Origin of the sequence: Tsukamurella asaccharolytica (genome assembly GCF_007858435.1) — a bacterium.
In the GTDB taxonomy this organism is placed as follows: domain Bacteria; phylum Actinomycetota; class Actinomycetes; order Mycobacteriales; family Mycobacteriaceae; genus Tsukamurella; species Tsukamurella asaccharolytica.
Window position 1 is genome coordinate 255,065 of record NZ_VIGW01000004.1, and the last position, 18,713, is coordinate 273,777.

The 18,713-nt window shown below is 68.2% G+C and carries 17 protein-coding genes, 2 tRNA genes and 1 pseudogene; 11 read left to right on the top strand and 9 right to left on the bottom strand.

The features are described from left to right. Positions 1 to 102: 102 nt before the first annotated feature. Positions 103 to 2,034 (top strand): DNA primase, encoded by a 1,932-nt coding sequence (dnaG, locus tag FK529_RS10370; protein WP_146560904.1) that lies wholly within the window; start codon positions 103 to 105, stop codon positions 2,032 to 2,034. On the opposite strand, the gene FK529_RS10375 is transcribed toward dnaG, so the two are convergent. Continuing rightward, a complete protein-coding gene (locus tag FK529_RS10375; protein WP_146560905.1) occupies positions 2,031 to 2,273 on the bottom strand; it encodes a hypothetical protein in 243 nt (80 codons plus the stop codon). The genes dnaG and FK529_RS10375 overlap by 4 nt on opposite strands. Positions 2,274 to 2,306: 33 nt before the next feature. Between FK529_RS10375 and FK529_RS10380 the strand changes: the two genes are divergently transcribed. The 3 genes from FK529_RS10380 (at position 2,307) to FK529_RS10390 (ending at position 4,745) form a co-directional block, all read left to right on the top strand. Further along, positions 2,307 to 3,053: a YggS family pyridoxal phosphate-dependent enzyme gene (locus FK529_RS10380; RefSeq protein WP_146560906.1), complete on the top strand. Its 747-nt coding sequence runs from the start codon at positions 2,307 to 2,309 to the stop codon at positions 3,051 to 3,053. A gap of 10 nt (positions 3,054 to 3,063) precedes the next feature. After that, positions 3,064 to 3,606 carry an Imm51 family immunity protein gene (locus FK529_RS10385; RefSeq protein WP_146560907.1) on the top strand — a complete coding sequence of 181 codons (543 nt, stop codon included), beginning with the start codon at positions 3,064 to 3,066 and terminating at the stop codon, positions 3,604 to 3,606. Positions 3,607 to 3,737: 131 nt separating this feature from the next. Beyond that, a complete protein-coding gene (locus tag FK529_RS10390) occupies positions 3,738 to 4,745 on the top strand; it encodes a DUF5685 family protein (protein ID WP_146560908.1) in 1,008 nt (335 codons plus the stop codon). 56 nt (positions 4,746 to 4,801) lie between these two features. On the opposite strand, the gene FK529_RS10395 is transcribed toward FK529_RS10390, so the two are convergent. From FK529_RS10395 to FK529_RS10405, 3 genes are all read right to left on the bottom strand, one after another. Further along, positions 4,802 to 6,316, bottom strand: a complete 1,515-nt coding sequence (locus tag FK529_RS10395; RefSeq protein WP_269432090.1) for a glyceraldehyde-3-phosphate dehydrogenase — start codon at positions 6,314 to 6,316, stop codon at positions 4,802 to 4,804. A 98-nt stretch (positions 6,317 to 6,414) separates the two neighbouring features. Further along, on the bottom strand, positions 6,415 to 6,831 hold the full coding sequence (locus tag FK529_RS10400; RefSeq protein ID WP_146560910.1) for a VOC family protein: 417 nt from the start codon (positions 6,829 to 6,831) through the stop codon (positions 6,415 to 6,417). Between the two features lie 53 nt (positions 6,832 to 6,884). Continuing rightward, positions 6,885 to 7,289, bottom strand: coding sequence for a pyridoxamine 5'-phosphate oxidase family protein (locus FK529_RS10405; RefSeq protein ID WP_231703026.1), 405 nt, complete (start codon positions 7,287 to 7,289; stop codon positions 6,885 to 6,887). Positions 7,290 to 7,493: 204 nt separating this feature from the next. Here FK529_RS10405 and FK529_RS10410 point away from each other — a divergent pair, with 204 nt between their 5' ends. Continuing rightward, positions 7,494 to 8,411, top strand: coding sequence for an esterase/lipase family protein (locus tag FK529_RS10410; RefSeq protein ID WP_438947190.1), 918 nt, complete (start codon positions 7,494 to 7,496; stop codon positions 8,409 to 8,411). A gap of 52 nt (positions 8,412 to 8,463) precedes the next feature. Here FK529_RS10410 and FK529_RS10415 read toward each other — a convergent pair whose 3' ends face one another. The 4 genes and pseudogenes from FK529_RS10415 to FK529_RS10430 all read right to left on the bottom strand — a co-directional run bounded on the left by FK529_RS10415 (position 8,464) and on the right by FK529_RS10430 (position 10,920). Continuing rightward, complete coding sequence (locus FK529_RS10415) at positions 8,464 to 9,282, bottom strand: SDR family NAD(P)-dependent oxidoreductase (protein WP_146560913.1); 819 nt, start codon at positions 9,280 to 9,282, stop codon at positions 8,464 to 8,466. A gap of 257 nt (positions 9,283 to 9,539) precedes the next feature. Next, positions 9,540 to 9,890, bottom strand: a pseudogene (locus FK529_RS10420) (recombinase family protein); the annotation flags it as partial. An 87-nt stretch (positions 9,891 to 9,977) separates the two neighbouring features. Further along, positions 9,978 to 10,463, bottom strand: coding sequence for a hypothetical protein (locus FK529_RS10425; protein WP_146560914.1), 486 nt, complete (start codon positions 10,461 to 10,463; stop codon positions 9,978 to 9,980). A 383-nt stretch (positions 10,464 to 10,846) separates the two neighbouring features. After that, a tRNA-Ile gene (locus FK529_RS10430) sits at positions 10,847 to 10,920 on the bottom strand. A gap of 252 nt (positions 10,921 to 11,172) precedes the next feature. Between FK529_RS10430 and FK529_RS10435 the strand changes: the two genes are divergently transcribed. The 6 genes from FK529_RS10435 (at position 11,173) to FK529_RS10460 (ending at position 17,515) form a co-directional block, all read left to right on the top strand. Further along, entirely contained in the window at positions 11,173 to 13,053 is a 1,881-nt protein-coding gene (locus FK529_RS10435) for a carbohydrate-binding domain-containing protein (protein ID WP_146560915.1), read from the top strand. Between the two features lie 342 nt (positions 13,054 to 13,395). Further along, positions 13,396 to 14,964 (top strand): hypothetical protein, encoded by a 1,569-nt coding sequence (locus FK529_RS10440; RefSeq protein WP_146560916.1) that lies wholly within the window; start codon positions 13,396 to 13,398, stop codon positions 14,962 to 14,964. 100 nt (positions 14,965 to 15,064) lie between these two features. Next, positions 15,065 to 15,137: transfer RNA gene (locus FK529_RS10445), tRNA-Asn, on the top strand. A 120-nt stretch (positions 15,138 to 15,257) separates the two neighbouring features. Next, on the top strand, positions 15,258 to 15,806 hold the full coding sequence (locus FK529_RS10450) for a pyridoxamine 5'-phosphate oxidase family protein (protein ID WP_146560917.1): 549 nt from the start codon (positions 15,258 to 15,260) through the stop codon (positions 15,804 to 15,806). A 235-nt stretch (positions 15,807 to 16,041) separates the two neighbouring features. Beyond that, positions 16,042 to 16,863 (top strand): serine hydrolase domain-containing protein, encoded by an 822-nt coding sequence (locus FK529_RS10455; RefSeq protein ID WP_146560918.1) that lies wholly within the window; start codon positions 16,042 to 16,044, stop codon positions 16,861 to 16,863. Between the two features lie 136 nt (positions 16,864 to 16,999). Then, positions 17,000 to 17,515, top strand: a complete 516-nt coding sequence (locus FK529_RS10460; RefSeq protein ID WP_068521214.1) for a DUF3145 domain-containing protein — start codon at positions 17,000 to 17,002, stop codon at positions 17,513 to 17,515. A 130-nt stretch (positions 17,516 to 17,645) separates the two neighbouring features. Here FK529_RS10460 and FK529_RS10465 read toward each other — a convergent pair whose 3' ends face one another. After that, a complete protein-coding gene (locus tag FK529_RS10465) occupies positions 17,646 to 18,566 on the bottom strand; it encodes a type IV toxin-antitoxin system AbiEi family antitoxin (protein ID WP_146560919.1) in 921 nt (306 codons plus the stop codon). Positions 18,567 to 18,713 lie beyond the last annotated feature (147 nt).

Below are 18,713 nucleotides of genomic sequence, written 5' to 3' on the forward strand. Positions count from 1 at the left end.
ACTCCCGCCCGGGTTCATGTTCGATGCGCGATGGTGCGCGGCGCGGATCGTCGATGCACGACCTGGCGGGATCGCGTCCTCGAACACAAGTAGAGTGAACCCGTGGTCGGCAGAATCCCGGAGCGTGACATCGCGGCGATCCGCGACCGTGCACGCATCGAGGACGTCGTCGGCGAGTACGTGGCGCTGCGCCCCGCCGGCGTGGGGTCGATGAAGGGCCTGTGCCCGTTCCACGACGAGAAGACGCCCAGCTTCCACGTGCGTCCTACGCAGGGCTTTTTCCACTGCTTCGGCTGCGGCGAGGGTGGCGACGTCATCTCCTTCCTGCAGAAGATCGAGCACGTGCCCTTCGTGGAGGCGGTCGAGCAGCTCGCCGACAAGGTGGGCATCCAGATCTCCTACGAGGGCGGCGGCCCCGGACCGAAGCAGGACCGCGGCACGCGCATGCGGCTCGTCGCCGCCAACGCGGCCGCGCAGAAGTTCTACGCCGAGCAGCTGCGCACGCCGGAGGCGGAGACCGCCCGGCAGTACCTCACCAGTCGGGAGTTCACGGCGGAGGACGCCGCCTTCTACGGCTGCGGCTACGCCCCGTCGGGCTGGGACACGATGACGAAGGCGCTGCTGCGGCAGGGATTCGAGGTCAAGGAGCTGGAGGCCGCGGGCCTCACCAAGCAGGGACAGCGCGGCCCGATCGACCGCTTCCACCGGCGGCTGCTGTGGCCCATCAAGAACCTCGGCGGCGACGTGATCGGCTTCGGCGCCCGCAAGCTGTACGACGACGACAACCTCGGCAAGTACATGAACACCAACGAGACCATGCTCTACAAGAAGTCCCAGGTGCTGTTCGGTCTCGACCACGCGAAGAAGCACATCGCCAAGGGGCACCAGGTGGTGGTCGTCGAGGGCTACACCGACGTGATGGCCATGCATGCGGCGGGTGTGGAGACGGCCGTCGCCTCCTGCGGCACGGCGTTCGGCGAGGAGCACGTCGCGCTGGTGCGGCGACTCATGATGGACGACAGCTACTTTCGCGGCGAGGTGATCTACACCTTCGACGGCGACGAGGCCGGCCGCGCTGCCGCGATGAAGGCCTTCGACGGCGACCAGAAGATCGCCGGGCAGACGTTCGTGGCGGTTGCGCCCGACGGGATGGACCCCTGCGAGCTGCGCCAGAAGCACGGCGACGAGGCCGTGCGAGATCTCATCGCCCAGCGCGTTCCCATGTTCGAGTTCGCCGTGAAGACGCTGATCACGGAGTTCGACCTCGACACCGCCGAGGGCCGGGTGCACGCCCTGCGCCGCTCGGTGCCCGTGGTCGCGCGGATCAAGGACATGGCGCTGCGGGACGAGTACGCCCGGCAGCTCGCCGGCTGGGTCGGTTGGGACGACGTGACGCAGGTGCTGCGCCGGGTGCGCGAGGAATCCGCGCGGATCCGCCGCGGCGAGGGCCGGCCCGGGCCGGGGGCGCCGGCACCGTCGAACAACAGGTTCCGCGAGCCCGCGCAGGCCGCCACGGTGCCCCCGGTGAAGAACGCCGGGCCGCAACGCCCCAATCCCGCCGACCCGGTGCTGTGGGTGCAGCGCGAGGTGCTCAAGGCCGCGCTGCAGGTGCCGGCGCTGGCGGGCATGGTCTTCGACGCCCTCTCCGACGACATGTTCACCGATCCGGCGTACCGCCAGGTGCGGCTGGCGATCGAGGCCGCGGGCGGCATCGCGGCGGGCCTCGGGGGGCCCGAGTGGGTGGACACCGTGGTGCGGCACGTCGACGGCCCCGTGCTAGAGCCGCTGGTCACCGAGCTCGCGGTGGAGCCGATGCAGGTGGCGGGCGATCCGTCGCCGCGGTACGTCGAATCCGTGATGGCGCGCCTGCAGGAGGTCTGGGTCGGCGGGCAGGTGGCCGACCTGAAGTCGAAGCTGCGCCGCATGTCGCCCAACTCCGACGCCGACTACAACAGGCTGTTCGGCGATCTCGTGGCGCTCGAGAGCTACCGGCAGAGCCTGCTCAAGATGGCCGTCGGCGACGCCGGCTTCTAATCCAGATCCGTCTTGGGGGAGTAGATCACCGTCTGCGCGTCGATCTCGCGCATGGTGCGCATCTTCGGATCCGGGCTGAGCTGCTCCGAGAGCTTGCGCCGGCCGACCTCGACCGCCTTCTTCGTGGCGGGGCTGGTGGCGATGGCCTTCGCGGTGCGATTGATCTGCTCGTAGCGGCGGCGTCCGGCTTTGGTTCCCAGTACGTATCCCGCTCCCGCGGCGATCACCAGTCGAAGCATGAGCCCACTCTACCCGGCCGATAGGCTCGAGCCATGACCTCGCCCTACCCGCCTGCGCAGACCGTCGAAGAGTTCGAGGCGAACATCGCCGAGGTGTTGCGGCGCATCGACGCGGCCGCGGTCCGGGCGGGCAGGTCACCGTCGGACGTGCGGCTGCTCCCCGTCAGCAAGACGGTGCCCCAGGAGCGGCTGCGGCTCGCGGTCGCCGCGGGGTGCCGGGAGCTGGGGGAGAACAAGGTGCAGGAGGCCAAGCGCAAGAGCGCCGAGATGGCCGACCTGGACGTCTCGTGGGCCGTGATCGGGCACCTGCAGACCAACAAGGCCAAGGATGTGGCCGCCGTGGCCGGTGAGTTCCAGGCGCTGGACAGCGTGCGGGTCGCCGAGGCGCTCGACCGCCGCCTGCAGGCTCTGGGCCGCGGGCTCGACGTCTATGTGCAGGTGAACACGTCCGCGGAGGCGCAGAAGTACGGGCTGCCGCCGGCGGAGGTTCCGGCCTTCCTCGCGGAGCTGCCCGCGTTCGCGTCGCTGCGCGTGCGCGGCTTCATGACGCTCGCCGAGCTCTCGTCCGATCAGGAGCGGGTGCGCGCCTGCTTCCGCCGGCTTCGCGACGTGCGGGATCAGGCGGTGCAGACCTGGCCCGAGGCGGTGGAGCTGTCGATGGGCATGTCCGGCGACTACGAGACCGCGGTGGAGGAGGGCTCGACCTGCGTGCGGGTGGGCCAGGCGATCTTCGGCTCCCGCGCGCTGCCGGACAGCCACTACTGGCCCCCGGGGCAGTAGTCTTCCCCTCGTGCTGACCGACGACGAGGACCGCCAGTTCACCGCCGCCGACATCGCCGAGCTCCTGGCGGTCGTCGTGGCGCTCGGCGTGCTGTTCTGGCTGCTCGATCCGCTCAACCCGTGGCTGAAGTACCCGGCGATCCTCTTCGGCTCCGTCACCGTGCTAGCGGTGTGGCGCGGTGTGCGCAGGGTCATCGCGAAGCGCGGAGGCGGCCGCGCCGGCGGGATCGCGCCGTTGCGGATCGTCGAGGACGTTCCGGGCGAGTACTCGCTGATCCTCGTGGCCGGCGGCACCCCGTCCGATGACGCCGTCGTCGCGCTCGGCCACGAACCGAACGGCTACTTCTGGCAGGCGATCGCCGAGCGGATCCTGCCGGAGAAGACGTGCCCGGGGGTCCGGTTCGACGTCGAGTCGGGCAGGTTCAGCGCGCAGAGCGACCGGGAGACCCTCGAGGTCCTCGGCTCGGAAATGGCCCGGATCGTCAACGATCCCGCGCGGCTGCGCGAGACGGTGACGGCCGCGGAGGCCGACGGCTTCGTCTTCGACGACTGAGCGACGGCGTTCCGCCGCGGGTCGCGTTGCCCGCGGTGTTCGCAATTCTTCGGTGGATCCTCCGGAGACGATGCGCCGGTGGCAAAATGGGCGGTGCCCACCCGGTTGCCGCCGCTGATCGGAGACCGCTCGTGCTCGGACTCGTCCGCCCGTGTGTCGCCCACCTGGAACCCGACGTGCGTGCGCGCTGGCGCGCGCACGTGTGCGGGCTGTGCCTGAAGTTGCGGGACACCGGTGGGCAGCCGGCACGGGCGGCGACCAACACGGACGCGGCTCTGCTCTCCGCCTTGGTCGAGGCGCAACAGAGCAGCCCCGCGTCCACTCGCACCGCCGGCCCCTGCGCCCTGCGGGGCATGCGGAGCGCCCAGGTGATTGCGCCCTCGGAACTGAGTGTGCGGCTCGCGAGTACCGCATCGCTCGCGCTGGCCGCCGCCAAACTGGGTGACCGGGCCGCGGAACACGAGAACGGCCTCGTGGGAACGGCTTCGACAGTGGGGCGGCGTGCCGTCGGGCTGGTGCGGCGCGCCGAGCGGCGGCTGGTGCGCAGCGCCCTGGCGGACTCCGCGGTGGCGGAGGCCGCACACGTGCCGGATTCTCTGAGCGGTCTGGCGGATCAAGCGCTGATCGAGGCGACTGCCACCACGCTGGCCGAGGTGACGGCGCCGACGGCGGACGCGGTGGGGGAGATGTTCGCCGCATCGGCGACGCTGGCCGGACGTCCGGAGAACGTCGGCCCGCTATCCGAACTGGGGCGGGCGTACGGGGAGTTCGCGCACCTCGCCGATGCCGTGGAAGACCTTCCGCGAGACCGGGCACGGGGCGATTACAACCCGCTCGACGCGACGGGCACGACCGTAGAGCAGGCGGTCGATCGTCTGAAGGTGTTGCACGGCATCGTGATCGACCGTTTGGGAAGCGTGAAGCTGCGAGACGACCGGCTGGTCCGGCCTCTGCTGCTGACCGCGATGGCGACGGTGCTCGTGGCGAACGGGGTGTCGAACGAGAAGACGCCGGGCGACAAGAAGAAGTCGGAGGACAAGCTCGCGAAGAGGGCCGTACAGGGCGCAGAGGCGAAGGAGAACTGCGGCGACTGCTGTGACTGCTGCTGCGGTGACGGGTGCTGCTGCGACTGCTCGTAAGACGACTCCGCCCCGGTGGAAGCGGGGCTTCCACCGGGGCGGTGACGGATCCTGTACTAGGCCTCGACGCGGACGTCGGCGCGGGCCGGGATCACCACGGGGTGCACGCCGGACATGCGCTCGAGCACACGGACCACCTGGCAGGAGTAGCCGTACTCGTTGTCGTACCAGACGTAGAGCACGAGGTCCTTGCCGTCAGCGATGGTCGCCAGGCCGTCGACGATGCCGGCGCGGTGCGAGCCGACGAAGTCGGTGGACACGACCTCGGGCGACTCGATGTAGTCGACCTGCTGGCGCAGCTTCGAGTGCAGCGAAACGCGGCGGAGGAAGTCGTTGACCTCGTCCTTGCTGGTGGGCTTCTCGAGAGTGATGTTGAGGATCGCCAGCGAGACGTCCGGGGTGGGAACGCGGATGGACGAACCGGTCAGCTTGCCCTCGAGCTGCGGCAGCGCCTTCGAGACCGCCTTCGCGGCGCCGGTCTCGGTGATCACCATGTTGAGCACCGCCGAGCGGCCGCGACGGTCGCCCTTGTGGAGGTTGTCGATCAGGTTCTGATCGTTGGTGAACGAGTGCACCGTTTCGACGTGGCCGCGCTGGATGCCGTAGGCCTCGTCCAGCGCCGCGAGCACCGGCGTGATCGCGTTCGTGGTGCACGACGCGGCCGAGAGGATGGAGTCCTCGTCGGTGATGGTGCTGTCGTTGATGCCGTGCACGATGTTCTTCAGCGGCGCCTTGCCGGGCGCGGTCAGCAGCACGCGCGCGGCGCCCTTGCTCTTGAGGTGCTGGCCGAGGCCCTCCTCGTCTCGCCACTTGCCGGTGTTGTCGACGATGAGCGCGTCCTTGATGCCGTACGCGGTGTAGTCGATGGTCGACGGGTCGTCCGAGTAGATGACCTGGATTCGGGTGCCGTTGGCGATGATGACGTCGTTCTCGGCGTCGATCGAGACGGAGCCGGCGAACGGGCCGTGCACCGAGTCGCGAGCGAGCAGGCTGGCGCGCTTCTCAAGGTCGTTCTTGACGCTGCGGCGCACGACGATCGCGCGCAGACGCAGCCCGTGGCCGTTGCCGGCGTGGCTGATCAGGATGCGGGCCAGCAGGCGGCCGATGCGGCCGAAGCCGTACAGCACGACGTCGGCGCCGTCACCGTCGGAGACCGGAACGTTGCGCTTGGCGATCTCGGCGCGCAGCAGCTCCTGGACGGCCTCGTCGGAGTCGAGGTCCGACGCAAGGATGGCGAGGCGCGCGATGTCGATCGACGCGGGCTCGGGAGCGATCTCCACGAGACCGCGCAGCACCTTCTCCGTCTGCGACAGGCTGAGGGCCTGGTGGCCCAGCTCCTCGGCGCGCTCGTGCGCGGAGATCACCGCGGAGGTGGAGAGATTGATCAGGCGGTGCCCGTGGATCGACGAGACCACTCCGTATTGGCGGTACAGCCGGCCGATGATGGGGATCAGGCGCTCGGCCTGCTCCTCACGGGCGACCCAGGCGTCGCGGTGGGTGTCGTACGCCTCGCGATGCGCACCGGCAGTCGCGGAGTTCGACGGGGATTCAGGCTCCAGCTGTTGCGTCACGACAATCATTATGCAATGCGCCGACGGCGCGCCGGGCCACGGGGGCGATGGTGAGGACGTGCAACGACTCGGTCGTGAAAGGCCGGATTCCCGCTCGATCAGGGCGATGCCGCAGGCCAGTCACGCTCGCAGAGCACCAGCAGATAGCCGTCCGGATCCCTCAGCGTCACACCCCAGCGGTCCCAGTACGGGTTGCGGGAGGCGACGACGGTGCCGCCCGCGGCGGCGATGCGCTCGACGAGGTCCGTCGGCACCGGACTGTCGAGGTACAGAACGAGCAGGTCTTCCGGTCCGGGAGGGTGGGCGTTCGCTATCGCGCGGTCATCGACGAGTTCGAGGTGCCAGGCCGCACCGGGCAGTCCGACCATGAGCAGGGCGTGGCCGATTTCAGTGCCGGCATCCGCTCGCCATTGAACCGCCATGCCGACACCGTCGACCCAGAACCGTTCGGCGACGGTGATGTCGTGGCTCGGGCGGGCGATGCGAAGGGGAGCGTGGGCAGGCACTGCGGTCATGGTCGCAGTGTGAGGGCTGAAGTCCGGTTGAGGTCAACGGCGAGCGGACCAGTTCACTCGTCGTACGTCAGCGATCGGACCTTGTCCCTGTGGATGGTGATGATGACGTTGCCCTCGGTAGGGTTCGAGTCGAGGAATTCATCTCCGCCCGATTCGCCGAGGTAGCGCCGTGCAATCCGTCGCGCCGTCGCATCGTCGGCCGGCGCGACTGTCGTGTGGCCCTCGACAGACACGTACGCATACGGCACCGTCTCACGCTGCACCGTGAGCGACGCCCGCCCTGCCCTGCTGACCAGTTTGGCTTTGAGCGAGCCTCCGTGAGTCCAGACGATGACGTTGCCCGAATCGTCCACGTCGTACCAAATCGGCACTGCAAGGGGCGGATTCGCACTTCTTTCAACGGCTAAGACGCCGAGGTGGAGGTCGCGGAGGAAGGCGTCAGCGTCCGCGTCAGTCATTTCTGGCATGCGCTCGGGTCCTTGTCCTGTTGTGTGGGGCGGCCGGACTTTCGGCAAGTTGCACCATCACCGTAGCGCGACGTGCTCCATCCAGGCGCTCCTCTTCGCCGATTGATAGAACGAGTTCCAGGAAAGGCGCATGGCCTTGTGGAGGATCAATTACCGTTCGCAGTCATGTGGTTCTCTACCGTGCGGCGTGGCCTGATGGGTGCGCTGGCTGCGGCACTACTGGTGACGGGGGCACCGTCGTCCGCGGCCCCGCTGCCTGAGAACTTCAACTTCTTCGGCGGTGTTCCGTTCGAGCTGACGAACCCGAACGGCTCGCTGCCCGGAACGAACGACGCCGGGTGTAGGCCGACGGCGCTGCACCCGAACCCCGTCGTTCTGGTACACGGGACGGGCGGCGGCTCGCAGACCAACTGGGGCGCGTACGCGCCGCTGTTGAAGAACAGCGGGTACTGCACGTTCACCTTCACGTACGGTGCGCTGCCGGGCGCGCCGTGGCCGGTCAACCAGATCGGCGGCACCCGAGCGCTCACGGCGAGTGCGCAGGAGCTCAAGGGTTTCGTCGATCGTGTCCTGGCGGCGACGGGTGCGCAGAAGGTCGACCTGATCGGCCACTCGCAGGGAACGCTGATGCCCGCCTACTACGTCAAGTACCTCGGCGGCGCCGACAAGGTGGGCAGATACATCTCGCTGGCGCCGCTGTGGCGTGGGACCGGCGGCGAAATCGGCAGGGCTGCCTCCGTGTTCGTCCGCGGCCTGGGTGTTCGTGACCCGTACACGCCGATCTTCGAGTCCATCGGCGACATGCTGCCGGGATCGCGCTTCCTGGAGAGGATCTGGGCCGACGGTTCGCCGTACGTGAGGGGGATCGAGTACACGAACATCTCCACCCGCTTCGACGAGCTCGTGTTGCCGTACACCAGCGGTCAGGTACCGGGCCCCGCCGGGATGACGGTGCGCAACATCGTCGTACAGGACACCTGCGCCCAGGACCTCTCGGACCACCTGGCGATCGCCGGGGCCCGGCGCGCGGCGTACATGGTGCTCAACGCGCTCGATCCAGCACACCCACGGCAGGTGCCGTGCTATGTGGTACCGCCATTCGCCGGCGCCTGAGTGCCCCCCCCCGGCCCGACCAGTCGCACTCGGCGTAGCACTGATCCGATCACTAACGGCGACCACGTAGTGCCGGGCTCTGGCTGGCGAGCGCGCGCGTCAACAGAGTTCGGGGAACCAGCGCGCCCAGGCGTCGCGCCACCTGGTTCGCCCTGCCGGGGATCACCACCGGACGCCCCTTGTCGAGCGCGTCGATCGCGGTCACGGCGACGTACTCCGGTGACTTCCACATGACCGCGGGCAGCGCCGCCTCGGCGTCGGATTTGGTGAATCCCGCCTTCTCTCCGAAACCGGTGTCGACGGGTCCGGGGCACAGTACCGTCGCGGTCACGCCCGTCCCGTCGAGCTCGCCGACGAGGCTCTGGGTGTACGAGAGTACGAACGCCTTCGCGGCGCCGTAACTCGCTTGCCCGGGCAGCGGCTGGAACGCGCCCGTCGACGCCACATTCAAGACCGCGCCGGCGCCATGGGCGACCATGGGGCTGAGGAACGTGACGCACAGGTCGACCACGGCCGCCACGTCGAGTTCGACGACCGCGAGCTCGGCATCGAGGTCGGCGTCCGCCACAGCCGCGAGGGTGGACATTCCCGCGTTGTTCACCAGCACCGTCACCGTGAGTCCGAGATCGGCGACGCGGGCGGTGAGGTGTCGACGTTCGGCGCGATCGGTGAGATCGCAGGCGATGATGTGTGCACGACCGCCCCGCTGGGTGATCGTCGATGCAACAAGCTCAAGCTGGTCGGTGTGGCGGGCGACCAGGATCACCTGGTGGCCTCGGCGAGCCAGCTCGTACGCGAGCTCGCTGCCGATGCCCGAAGATGCACCCGTGACAAGGGCCGCGGTGGCGGGGGAAGGATTCGGCAGTCCCATGATCAGCTCCCGCCGAGGCCCGGGGAGAATCGCTTGGCAATGTGCGCCACGTTCGTCCCGGCCAGCGGTCGGCCGAATCGTCGGGTGAGGAACATCGTGGGGATGCGTGCAGGGATCCGTGGTTCTGATTCGACGAATGCGCAGTACATGACTCGACGGTACGCAGGGCCTCAGGATTGGCTCGGCTCCGCGATCGATCCCGCGATTGATGGATAGCGTCGCGACATTGTGGGGCAGGTGGGGCTGGAACCCACGACCAGCATCCTGCCTGCGGCGGTTGCGGGGTCAACGCCCTCTCGCAGCGACCTCAGCACGATGCCCTGCGCGGCGAGGTTGGCAATCGTCGCGGACACCTCGGCCACGGATCGCCCGAGCCGATCAATGCCCACCACCACGACGGTGTCGCCGCTCCGCGCGTAGTCGAGGAGGCTGTCGAGGCCCGCCCGCTCGGTTCCAGCCTTGCCGCTGAGCTTGTCGCTGTACACGCGATCCTCGGGCACACCGGCAGCCGCGAGGGCGTCGCGCTGTTGATCCAAACTCTGCCCCTCCGTGGACACGCGGACATAGCCGTGCAGGTGCGTGGAGAGCGTGGAGGTCTCAGATGTCATGCGCCGATTCTGCGACTGAGCACCGACATTGAGGGGCTGCGCAGTGTCACGACCTTCGCGGTCAGTCGCCTGTCGTGGGCGACAGAATCAATCGAGATACAAGAGGAGGTCTGGACTCGCGACACGCGCGAAGGCAGCGCTGCCGATTGCCCTCAGAGAGTCAGTGCGCGCAGCTTCGACGAAGAGCGCGGCGAACCGATCTTCGTCGAACTCGGCGTTGGTCACCGAGGGCAGGTCTTCCTCCGGAAGACGGATTCCGACTTCCTCGGTCGGCGTTCCTTGGACTACTCCGATGTCGCGCACAACGGTTCCGCGCTCATGCACCTCGAATCCGTACCCACCACCAGTGCTGCCGAAGTATGTGACGACGATCCGTGCAGATGTCCTGCTTGAAAGCTCGGCGACCGCCTGCGGGCGGAAGACGCCACCCGTGACGACTGTGGTCCCCGAGTCGTCCACGTACGCCCAAGCGGTGTTCTCGTCGTGGTCAGGTTCGTACGTCGTGTCCTCGCCGAGGTGAAGCAGACCTTGTGCCGACGGACCCAGATGCATCAGTGCGAAGTTCCATCCCATAAGACGGAACAGTAACCCCCGTATCTGTGGCGCGCTCGACGGCGGTTGCCTCGCGCTCGCGGTAGTGCCTAACTCTGCACGCGTCGCTGCACCACCGCCTCCTCCGCCCAGTGCGCGGTTGGCGGAGGAGGCGGGTACAGACGGGGCATCGCAGCGGCGAAGTTTCCGCCCGGCGACCAGGCGAATCGCCCGTGGCTGTTCGGAAACGTCGAGGCCCGAAAGGGGCGTGTTCGCCCACAGCACCTCCGTGCGCGCGGACCCTCGCGGAGCGGTCGAGCCGCCCTGCGCGGTGTGCGTCTCCAGCTCGTAGCGGTGCTAGTGGGTGAGAGCGAATTCGAATCTCGGAAATTGCCGAGTCGAGCCGCCCGTGCAGGTCAGCGCAGTGGGGCAGGTGGGGCTCGAACCCACGACCAGCGGATTATGAGTCCGCGGCTCTAACCGACTGAGCTACTGCCCCCTGCTGGCTGTCCCCTGTCGCGGGAGGGCGCATTCGCTTACTTAAGCCCTGACCAGCGCGAATACAGTAGCACCCGGTGTACGCGCATGAGGCAGCGACCCTTCTTCGCCAGACAGCTCAGAGGAAATTGCGATCGCATCTGTTGCAATTGGTGTGATTGTGGTTCAATTTGTCTTGATGGGCGGAAGTGGCAGGAGTGATTCGGCCTCCTCCGACGATGCTTCAAAACAGTGAGCACCCGAGGAGACCACCATGGCTAGACGAAGCTGGAATATTCGCGCCACGATCGCCGTTCTCGCCGTGGCGCTGACCGCGACCGGCATCGCCGGGGTGGCCGCCGCAGACACCACCGTCGGTCCTTCGGGAATGACCGTCACCCCGTCGGGCACGGGTGGGCCGGTGACCGACTCGAGCGCCGGCACGGTGATGAAACTTTGGACCAACGGCGCCATCTCCATTCCCGCCATGACGGCGAACCCGGGTGCGACGCTGGAGATTCGCGCCCGCGGGGAGCAGTGCTCGGGTGCGCCGGTCATGGTCGTGAAGCGTCGGGGCGTCACCCTCGCCACCCTCTCGCCGGGGTCACGCTGGAGCACGTACACGGTGAGTCTCGGGGCGCAGACCGGGGTGGAACCGATACGCCTCGAATTCACCAATGACTACCGCGGCTGGTTCTGCGATCGGAACCTCTACGTCGCGAGCGTCACCGTGCGTGACGGAGCGGTGACCACGACTCCGGCTCCGACCACGACGGTGCCCGCTCCGACCACGACCGTGCCGGTGCCCACGACGACGGTGCCGGCTCCGACCACGACGACGCCGGTGCCCACGACGACGCCGGTGCCCACGACGACGGCGCCGACCACGACGGCCCCGCCGACGGGGTGTCCTGTGAATCAGTTCCAGGCGAGGTACTTCAACAACACCAGTGCTACGGGGACGCCGGTCGCGGTGCAGTGCGAGAACGCCCCGGGCGGCTTGTTCACCGGACAGCCGCTCGCCGGAGTCAACGCCGACAACTTCTCCGTCGATTACAACGGTGTACTCAATTTCCCGCAGACGACGACCTACGTCATGTCGGTGAACGTCGGGAACGTGGGCGCCCGGATCTGGATCGACGACGTGCTGGTCTTCGATCGTCCCCCGCAATGGGGCACCACCAACACGCTGCGAACCGTGAACGCCGGCCAACGCCGGGTTCGAGTGGCGTACGCCCACACGTCGGGCATCGCCCAATTCGGGGTCTCCTTCCCCCGCGCGACGCCGAGCGCCCCGTCGAACAACGGCAACTACTTCGCCGCGGACTCCTTCTGGAACCAACCCGTGCCGGCGAACGCCCCAGTCGATCCGCGGAGTGCCGGATGGATCGCGAGGTTGGATGCGATCAGCTCCCGCTTGTCGATCAACAGCCGGGAGTGGACGACCACGGTCTACAACGCCCCGCCGGGCACGCCCACCGCCGAGATCCAGATCGGCAACACCGGGCGCAAGCTCACCATTCCGTACCTGCCGTCGTATCGGCCGACAGAGGACGCCGATGCGCACGTGGCAGTGATCGATGACGCGACCGGCTGCCTGTACGAGTTTCAGAGCTTCAATCCACAATCACTGTGGGCGAACGCCTCGGCGAGCTATCGCGTGTACACCGGTTCCGGGGGGCACGTCGCGGGAGCCGGTCACGCAGGTGGCGAGTTCTCGTACCTCGCCGGAATGATCACGCCCCAGGACGTCGCGTCCGGCGTGATCGATCATGCGCTCAGGTATGCGCTGCCGCTCGGCGCGCCGAAGTACGTCTACCCGGGCACGCGGACCGACGGCACCGTGGCCGACGGAATCCCGCAGGGCACCCGACTGCAGTTGGATCCGAACCTCGACCTCTCCAGGTTCGGCCTCACACCGTTCCAACTCATGGTGGCGAGGGCGCTGCAGGTGTACGGCGGGTTCAACGCCGATCACGCGGGCGTGTTCACGCTGTATGCGCGGAGCACTCTCGACGGCACGACGTACGCGCAGCCGATTCAATCGCTCCCCGATGCGCTGATTCCGCATATGCGCTTCCTCGCGCCCACGATCTCGTCGACGGAGGTCTATCTCGACCGCGCCGACGATCCGGGCTGCAACCAGCAGCGGTGAACCCGGGCGCGCTCGATGGCCGTCGGGCAGCGCTGTGCCGAATCCTCGCGTGCTGCACGACCGACGCAGCGTCATAGCGGCGTCGGGACGGTTGCACGATCACCCGAAAGGGGCCGCTGCCAGGCGTGATAGCGCCGGCTCGGGGCCGACGGGGTGTTCTCCTGTACCGGCCTTCGCTGTGCGTCCGCTGTACTGATCCTCCGGGATTCCCCCGAATTTCTCGAAATGCACGACTCGGGCTGTAACGAACCGTGCCACCGTCCCTATAGAGCGTGTGACTTGAGTCCTAGAGTCCAGCGGCGGCACTCGTGCCCCGTCTCAACTTCCAAGGATGGGAACCAGATGAATACGAAGAAGATCGGGGCCGCGTCGTTCGCGGTCGTGGCCGCTGCAGGCCTCCTCGCCGGGTGTGGCAAGTCGACCGAGGGCGACAGCCCCGTCGCCTTCTCGCCCGTGACCGGCGACCAGTTCACCGCGAATCCGGGTGCCTTCCAGACCGACGGCATCGCCGTGCCCCCGAAGGACGTCACGATGGTGGGCAACACTGTTGCCGCGCAGGCCGTGGCCAACGCCGGCCTGCCGCAGGGCACCATCACCTCGACGACGAACAACACCACCGTGTACTACCCGCCGGCCCCCCGTATCGCAGGTGTGCCGCAGTCGCCGCAGCCGACCCCGCCCCCGCCGATGGTGCGCCCGGCCAACTACAAGCCGTGGAACTACACGCAGCAGGAAATCGAGATCTACCAGCAGATCTGCGAGACGGGTTCCTGGAAGCAGACCACGACGACCCCCGGTGGCCGAGTGAGCACTGAGGTTCAGAGCCAGACCTGCTACACGCTGTACGGCCGTCAGCTCGGCGTCAAGCCGTGGCAGCCCGGTCAGCCGCGTCCGTGGCAGCGCCCGGACTACCCGAAGCCGTGGTTCTCGGCCGACTTCAAGGTCGACGTGCCGGTCTTCTGGGTCTACCCCCCGACCTGGACCCAGCCGCGGCCCCAGCCGATCATCTCGGTCTCGATCAGCCTTAACCTGAGCACCAACCCGTACCGTCGCGTCAACCCGGCCTGGGATCAGCCGTACTACCCGGTGTGGGCGGTCACGCCCGGCCGCGTCGTCGAGGTCCGCGACCAGGCTCGCGTCGTGGCTCCGGTCTACACGATCACCGCGTCGGCCAGCGCCAGCGCGACCGTGGTGGCGCCCGTCTTCCCGGGCATTGTGCTCCCGCCGCTGCCGGCTTCGGCCAAGGTCGAGACCGTCACCGCGGTGCCCGGCGCCAAGGTGACCGGCAACGTGAACCTCGATGCGAACGTGACCGTCCCGACCGCTGCCGCCCTCAAGGGCGCGACGATCCAGGCGGGCACCACGGCGTCGCTGAACGCGGCCGTCGGCACCTCCGTCGAGGCGACCGTCGCGAAGCCGAGCTCGGACAACGGCAACCGCGTGACCGTCGGCGGCAACGCCGGTGCGACCGTGACCGGCGGTGCCGGTGCGGGTAACGGCACCGTCACCGGTGGTGCGGGTGCCAACGTGACCGGCGGCGCCGGCGCGGGTAACGGCACCGTCACCGGCGGTGCGGGTGGATCTGTGGCCGGCGGTGCCGGCGCGGGTAATGGCACCGTCACCGGCGGTGCCGGTGCGGGCGGGTCCGTGACCGGCGGTGCCGGCGTGGCCCCCACGACCACCAAGCCGGCCGAGCGCACGCAGGCACCGACGGAGGAGCCCGCGCCGACGCAGACGCAGGAGACGAAGCCGCAGACGACGCAGCCGCAGGCGACCACCACGACCCCGGTCGCGACCCCGCAGGCGGCCACCCGGACGCAGACTAAGGCGTCGACGGCCCCCAAGCCGGCGACGAACCCCAGCTGCACCCCGGCTCAGGTCGAGGCGGGTACCTGCTCCACCGGTAGCTGATCGCCGACGCCCTCGGGGAGACCTCCGGCAGGCCCTCTGACCTGCTGATTGGTCTCCCCGAGCGCGTATGCGCTAGAGTCTCTTCTCGGTCGAAGTTCAATCCCCCATAGCTCAATTGGCAGAGCATTCGACTGTTAATCGAAGGGTTACTGGTTCGAGTCCAGTTGGGGGAGCAAGCAAAACCGCCTCTTCGGAGGCGGTTTTCTGCTTTCACGGGCGCCGTGAAGCCGGTGCTCGAGGCCCGAACGCGGAAAGTCGTCGGGAAGGTCGCGGCCAGGCGCGATACTGGAGCCATGGCCACCCAGTACGAGCAGATCTCCGATCGACTGCGGCAGTTCATCGAGGCACAGCAGGTGTACTTCGTGGGCACCGCGGCGTCCGACGGTCGGGTGAACGTTTCCCCGAAGGGACTCGACTCCCTGCGGGTGCTGGGCCCGAACCGGGTGGTGTGGCTCAACGGCACGGGGAGCGGTAACGAGACCGCGGCGCACCTCCTTCGGAACCCGCGGATCACGATCATGTTCTGCGCCTTCGAGGGGAAGCCGCTCATTCTGCGCCTCTACGGCACCGCGCGGGCCGTCCACGACGGAGACCCGGACTGGGACTACCTGGTCGGGCTGTTTCCGCCGATGCGGGGCGCGCGCAACGTCTTCGACGTCACGGTGGATCTCGTCCAGACCTCCTGCGGCTTCGGCGTGCCGCAGTACGAATACGAGGGGCAGCGCACGCTCATGGACTCGTGGGCCGCGAACAGAGGCGACGAGGGCATCGCGCAATACCAGCGCGAGCGCAACACCCACAGCATCGACGGTTTCCCGACAGGGATCAACGGCCTGGCGTAGGTACGTCTATCCACTGGTGCGAGAGGTCGACGGTCCTATTCGTGGCCGGTGGTCGATCCGATCGACGATCTGCTGCACCGGTGTGCCCTCGCGATGTTTCCCTCCGGCACCGCTTCTGTCACAGCAAAAATTGGAGAGGTTCGCGCCTGAGGGTCTGTGCTCGCGCTATTGACCGCGCCTAAGGTCCTCGATGCCGCCGCGATAGGGTGGCGGCATCCAGGTGAAAGGAATCCCGATGAGTCTCGCGGAGCTGTCGGAGTGGCCCGTCGACAATGCCGCCGGTGCACTCGTGCGGACCGGGGCCTCGGGCACCGTCGAGGCGCACGGCGACGTCGATCGGCACTACGAGTTGGCTTCCGTCACCAAGCTTCTCGTCGCGTACGGTGTCCTCGTCGCGATCGAGGAGGAGGCCATCGCGCTGCGGCAGCCGGCGGGCCCGGAGGGGAGCACCGTCGAGCACCTCCTCGCGCACGCCTCGGGCTCGGCCTTCGACTCCGCAGAGGTCGTGGCGCCCCCGGGCGCGCAGCGCATCTACAGCTCGTACGGCTACGAGATCCTCGCGGATATCGTCGAGAAGGAAACGGGAATCGCCTTTCCCGACTACCTCGGCGAGGCGGTCTTCGAGCCGCTCGGGATGGGGAGCACCGTACTCGCGGGGCCGGCCGGGCATGGCGTCCGGTCCACGGTGTCCGATCTGGCGCGGTTCGCCGCGGAGGTGGCCGCGCCCACTCTGCTCGATCCCGGCACCGTCGACGGGGCGCGGTCCGTCCACTTCCCGGGCCTGCCGGGCTTCGTCCCGGGCTACGGCAAGTTCGCGAACAACACCTGGGGGCTCGGCTTCGAGGTCAAGAGCGACAAGCGGGCGCACTGGACCGGAACGCGGAACTCGCCGCGCACCGTCGGGCACTTCGGACAGGCGGGCACCTACCTGTGGCTCGACCCCGACCTGGAGCTCGCAGCGGTCGTTCTCACCGACCGGCCCTTCGGCGCCTGGGCCAAGCCGCTGTGGTCCGAGTTCAACGATCGGCTGATTTCTCAGGAACTTCAAGGCGGGTAACTGGCGCAACACGCGCATCATGGTGCACAATGGCTCCATAACTACATCGGTGTGATAAAGCGCGGCTGGTAGCTGAATCCGTTTCGACAGGTGGCTTGGGGAAGACGTCCTCGTCGAAACGAAGAAGGTGGCAACCATGCAGCAGCTGAGTCAGTTTGCAGAGGTGACGACGGGAGTCGTCTGGATTCACGCCGCACCTGCTGCACTGTGCCCGCACGTGGAGTGGGCACTGTCGAGGACCCTCGACGCCCGGGCCACCCTCAAGTGGTCCGCGCAGGAGGCCGTCCCCGGCATGCAGCGTGCCGTCGTCGACTGGGTGGGCCCGGTCGGCAGCGGCGCGCGGATGGCGAACACCCTCAGGGAGTGGAACTCCCTGAGGTTCGAGGTCACCGAGGACCCCTCCGAGGGGGTCGACGGTGAGCGGTTCTGCTACGCCCCGGGGCTGGGGCTGTGGCGCGGCACCATGAGCGCGTCCGGCGATACCCTGCTGGGCGAGGCGCAACTGCGCTCGATGATGCTCGATCAGGGCCCTGAGGGCCTGCAGACGTCCCTCGACTCGCTCCTGGGCACCGCCTGGGACGAGGCCCTCGAGCCCTTCCGCATGGGCGGCCAAGGCGCCGAGGTCACCTGGCTGTCGCAGGCCGTCGGCTGACGGCCCGAAAACCTGCCTAATACCCGGCCCTGGCGGGCGAGCGTGGCGCTTCGGCGACGGCGCCCCGCCGGGACCGGGACACGAGGATCCTGCGCCGCGACGATGCCGGCCCGATCTGCCACCATCGGGCTCAGCCGGGGAACAGGGGAATCCGCGGGATCACGCCGCAGTGCAGCATCTGCTTGGTGAGGATGTCGTAGATCCGCTCGCGATCCGCGAGGTCCTCCCAATACCAGTTCACGACAGCGATGCCGTCGCGCCGGAAGTCGCCGCCGCGCCGAGCCTCGTATTCGGCGCGGCCCGGATCGTTGCGGTACTTGGCCGTCCCGTCGAACTCGCCGATCATTCCCGGGTAGCTGAAGTCGGCGTAGTACGTGCTGCCGCTGAGTAGGTAGTGTTTCTGCAGCTCAGGCATGGGGAGCTTCCAGTCGATCAGCATTGCGCGCGTGCGCGATTCGCCCGCGGACTCGCTGTGCTCGGAACTCTCACCGATTACGCGCCGGTACATCGGAGCACCCGGACGGCGTCCGAGGTACTCGGCCACCTCCTCCAACTGGTCGACGGTGACCGGTTTCCGCGCACCCGCTTTCGGGAACCGCGGCCGCAGGCGGGCCGAATCGATGATCGCCAGCGCCTGCCCGTGGTCGCCGTTCATCGCGACGTCGGCGGCGGTCCGAGCAGGGGAGGTGACGCGGATTCCCCTCACCTCGACGACGTCCTCGGCGCGCAGCGGGCGGGCATGGATGTGCAGACCGCCGCGGATCCCGCCGCCACCCGTGGCATCGACGGTGACGTGCACGGTCTTGTAGCCGAACCCGTAGGCCGCCATGCCGTGCACCGCGGCCGCACTCTGATGGGAGAACACCCAGTTCCCTCGGAGGGCGATCGCCTCGATGAGCAGGAGGTGCTCGTCCCACGGCTTGCCGGCCGGCTGCCTGGTGTACGCGGCGTGTGTGACGCGCCGAAGCGTCCCCTTCGTCAACTCGGCATCGATCGTGCGTTGCGTGTATCCGTCGGCGTCGAGCACCGCGCGCGTCAGAATTCTCCCCATCCCCGCACTATGCCGTCGCCCACCGACATGCTTGTTCGCTCGGAGGGGCGCATCGCGCATCTGTCGCTACGAACATCTCCCGCCGCACTCGAAATCTCTCGACGCTACGGGGATCCGCGTAGCGCCCGGAGGTTTGAACGGCGTCGG

Excerpts from the sequence above, each read along its gene's own strand:
- FK529_RS10465 (WP_146560919.1), bottom strand. The coding sequence starts at position 18,566 with ATGGGGAGAATTCTGACGCGCGCGGTGCTCGACGCCGACGGATACACG.
- FK529_RS10400 (WP_146560910.1), bottom strand. The coding sequence starts at position 6,831 with ATGACCGCAGTGCCTGCCCACGCTCCCCTTCGCATCGCCCGCCCGAGC.
- FK529_RS10460 (WP_068521214.1), top strand. The coding sequence starts at position 17,000 with ATGCAGCAGCTGAGTCAGTTTGCAGAGGTGACGACGGGAGTCGTCTGG.
- FK529_RS10410 (WP_438947190.1), top strand. The coding sequence starts at position 7,494 with ATGGGTGCGCTGGCTGCGGCACTACTGGTGACGGGGGCACCGTCGTCC.
- FK529_RS10455 (WP_146560918.1), top strand. The coding sequence starts at position 16,042 with ATGAGTCTCGCGGAGCTGTCGGAGTGGCCCGTCGACAATGCCGCCGGT.
- FK529_RS10375 (WP_146560905.1), bottom strand. The coding sequence starts at position 2,273 with ATGCTTCGACTGGTGATCGCCGCGGGAGCGGGATACGTACTGGGAACC.
- FK529_RS10425 (WP_146560914.1), bottom strand. The coding sequence starts at position 10,463 with ATGGGATGGAACTTCGCACTGATGCATCTGGGTCCGTCGGCACAAGGT.
- FK529_RS10415 (WP_146560913.1), bottom strand. The coding sequence starts at position 9,282 with ATGGGACTGCCGAATCCTTCCCCCGCCACCGCGGCCCTTGTCACGGGT.
- FK529_RS10440 (WP_146560916.1), top strand. The coding sequence starts at position 13,396 with ATGAATACGAAGAAGATCGGGGCCGCGTCGTTCGCGGTCGTGGCCGCT.
- FK529_RS10405 (WP_231703026.1), bottom strand. The coding sequence starts at position 7,289 with ATGACTGACGCGGACGCTGACGCCTTCCTCCGCGACCTCCACCTCGGC.
- FK529_RS10450 (WP_146560917.1), top strand. The coding sequence starts at position 15,258 with ATGGCCACCCAGTACGAGCAGATCTCCGATCGACTGCGGCAGTTCATC.
- FK529_RS10435 (WP_146560915.1), top strand. The coding sequence starts at position 11,173 with ATGGCTAGACGAAGCTGGAATATTCGCGCCACGATCGCCGTTCTCGCC.
- FK529_RS10380 (WP_146560906.1), top strand. The coding sequence starts at position 2,307 with ATGACCTCGCCCTACCCGCCTGCGCAGACCGTCGAAGAGTTCGAGGCG.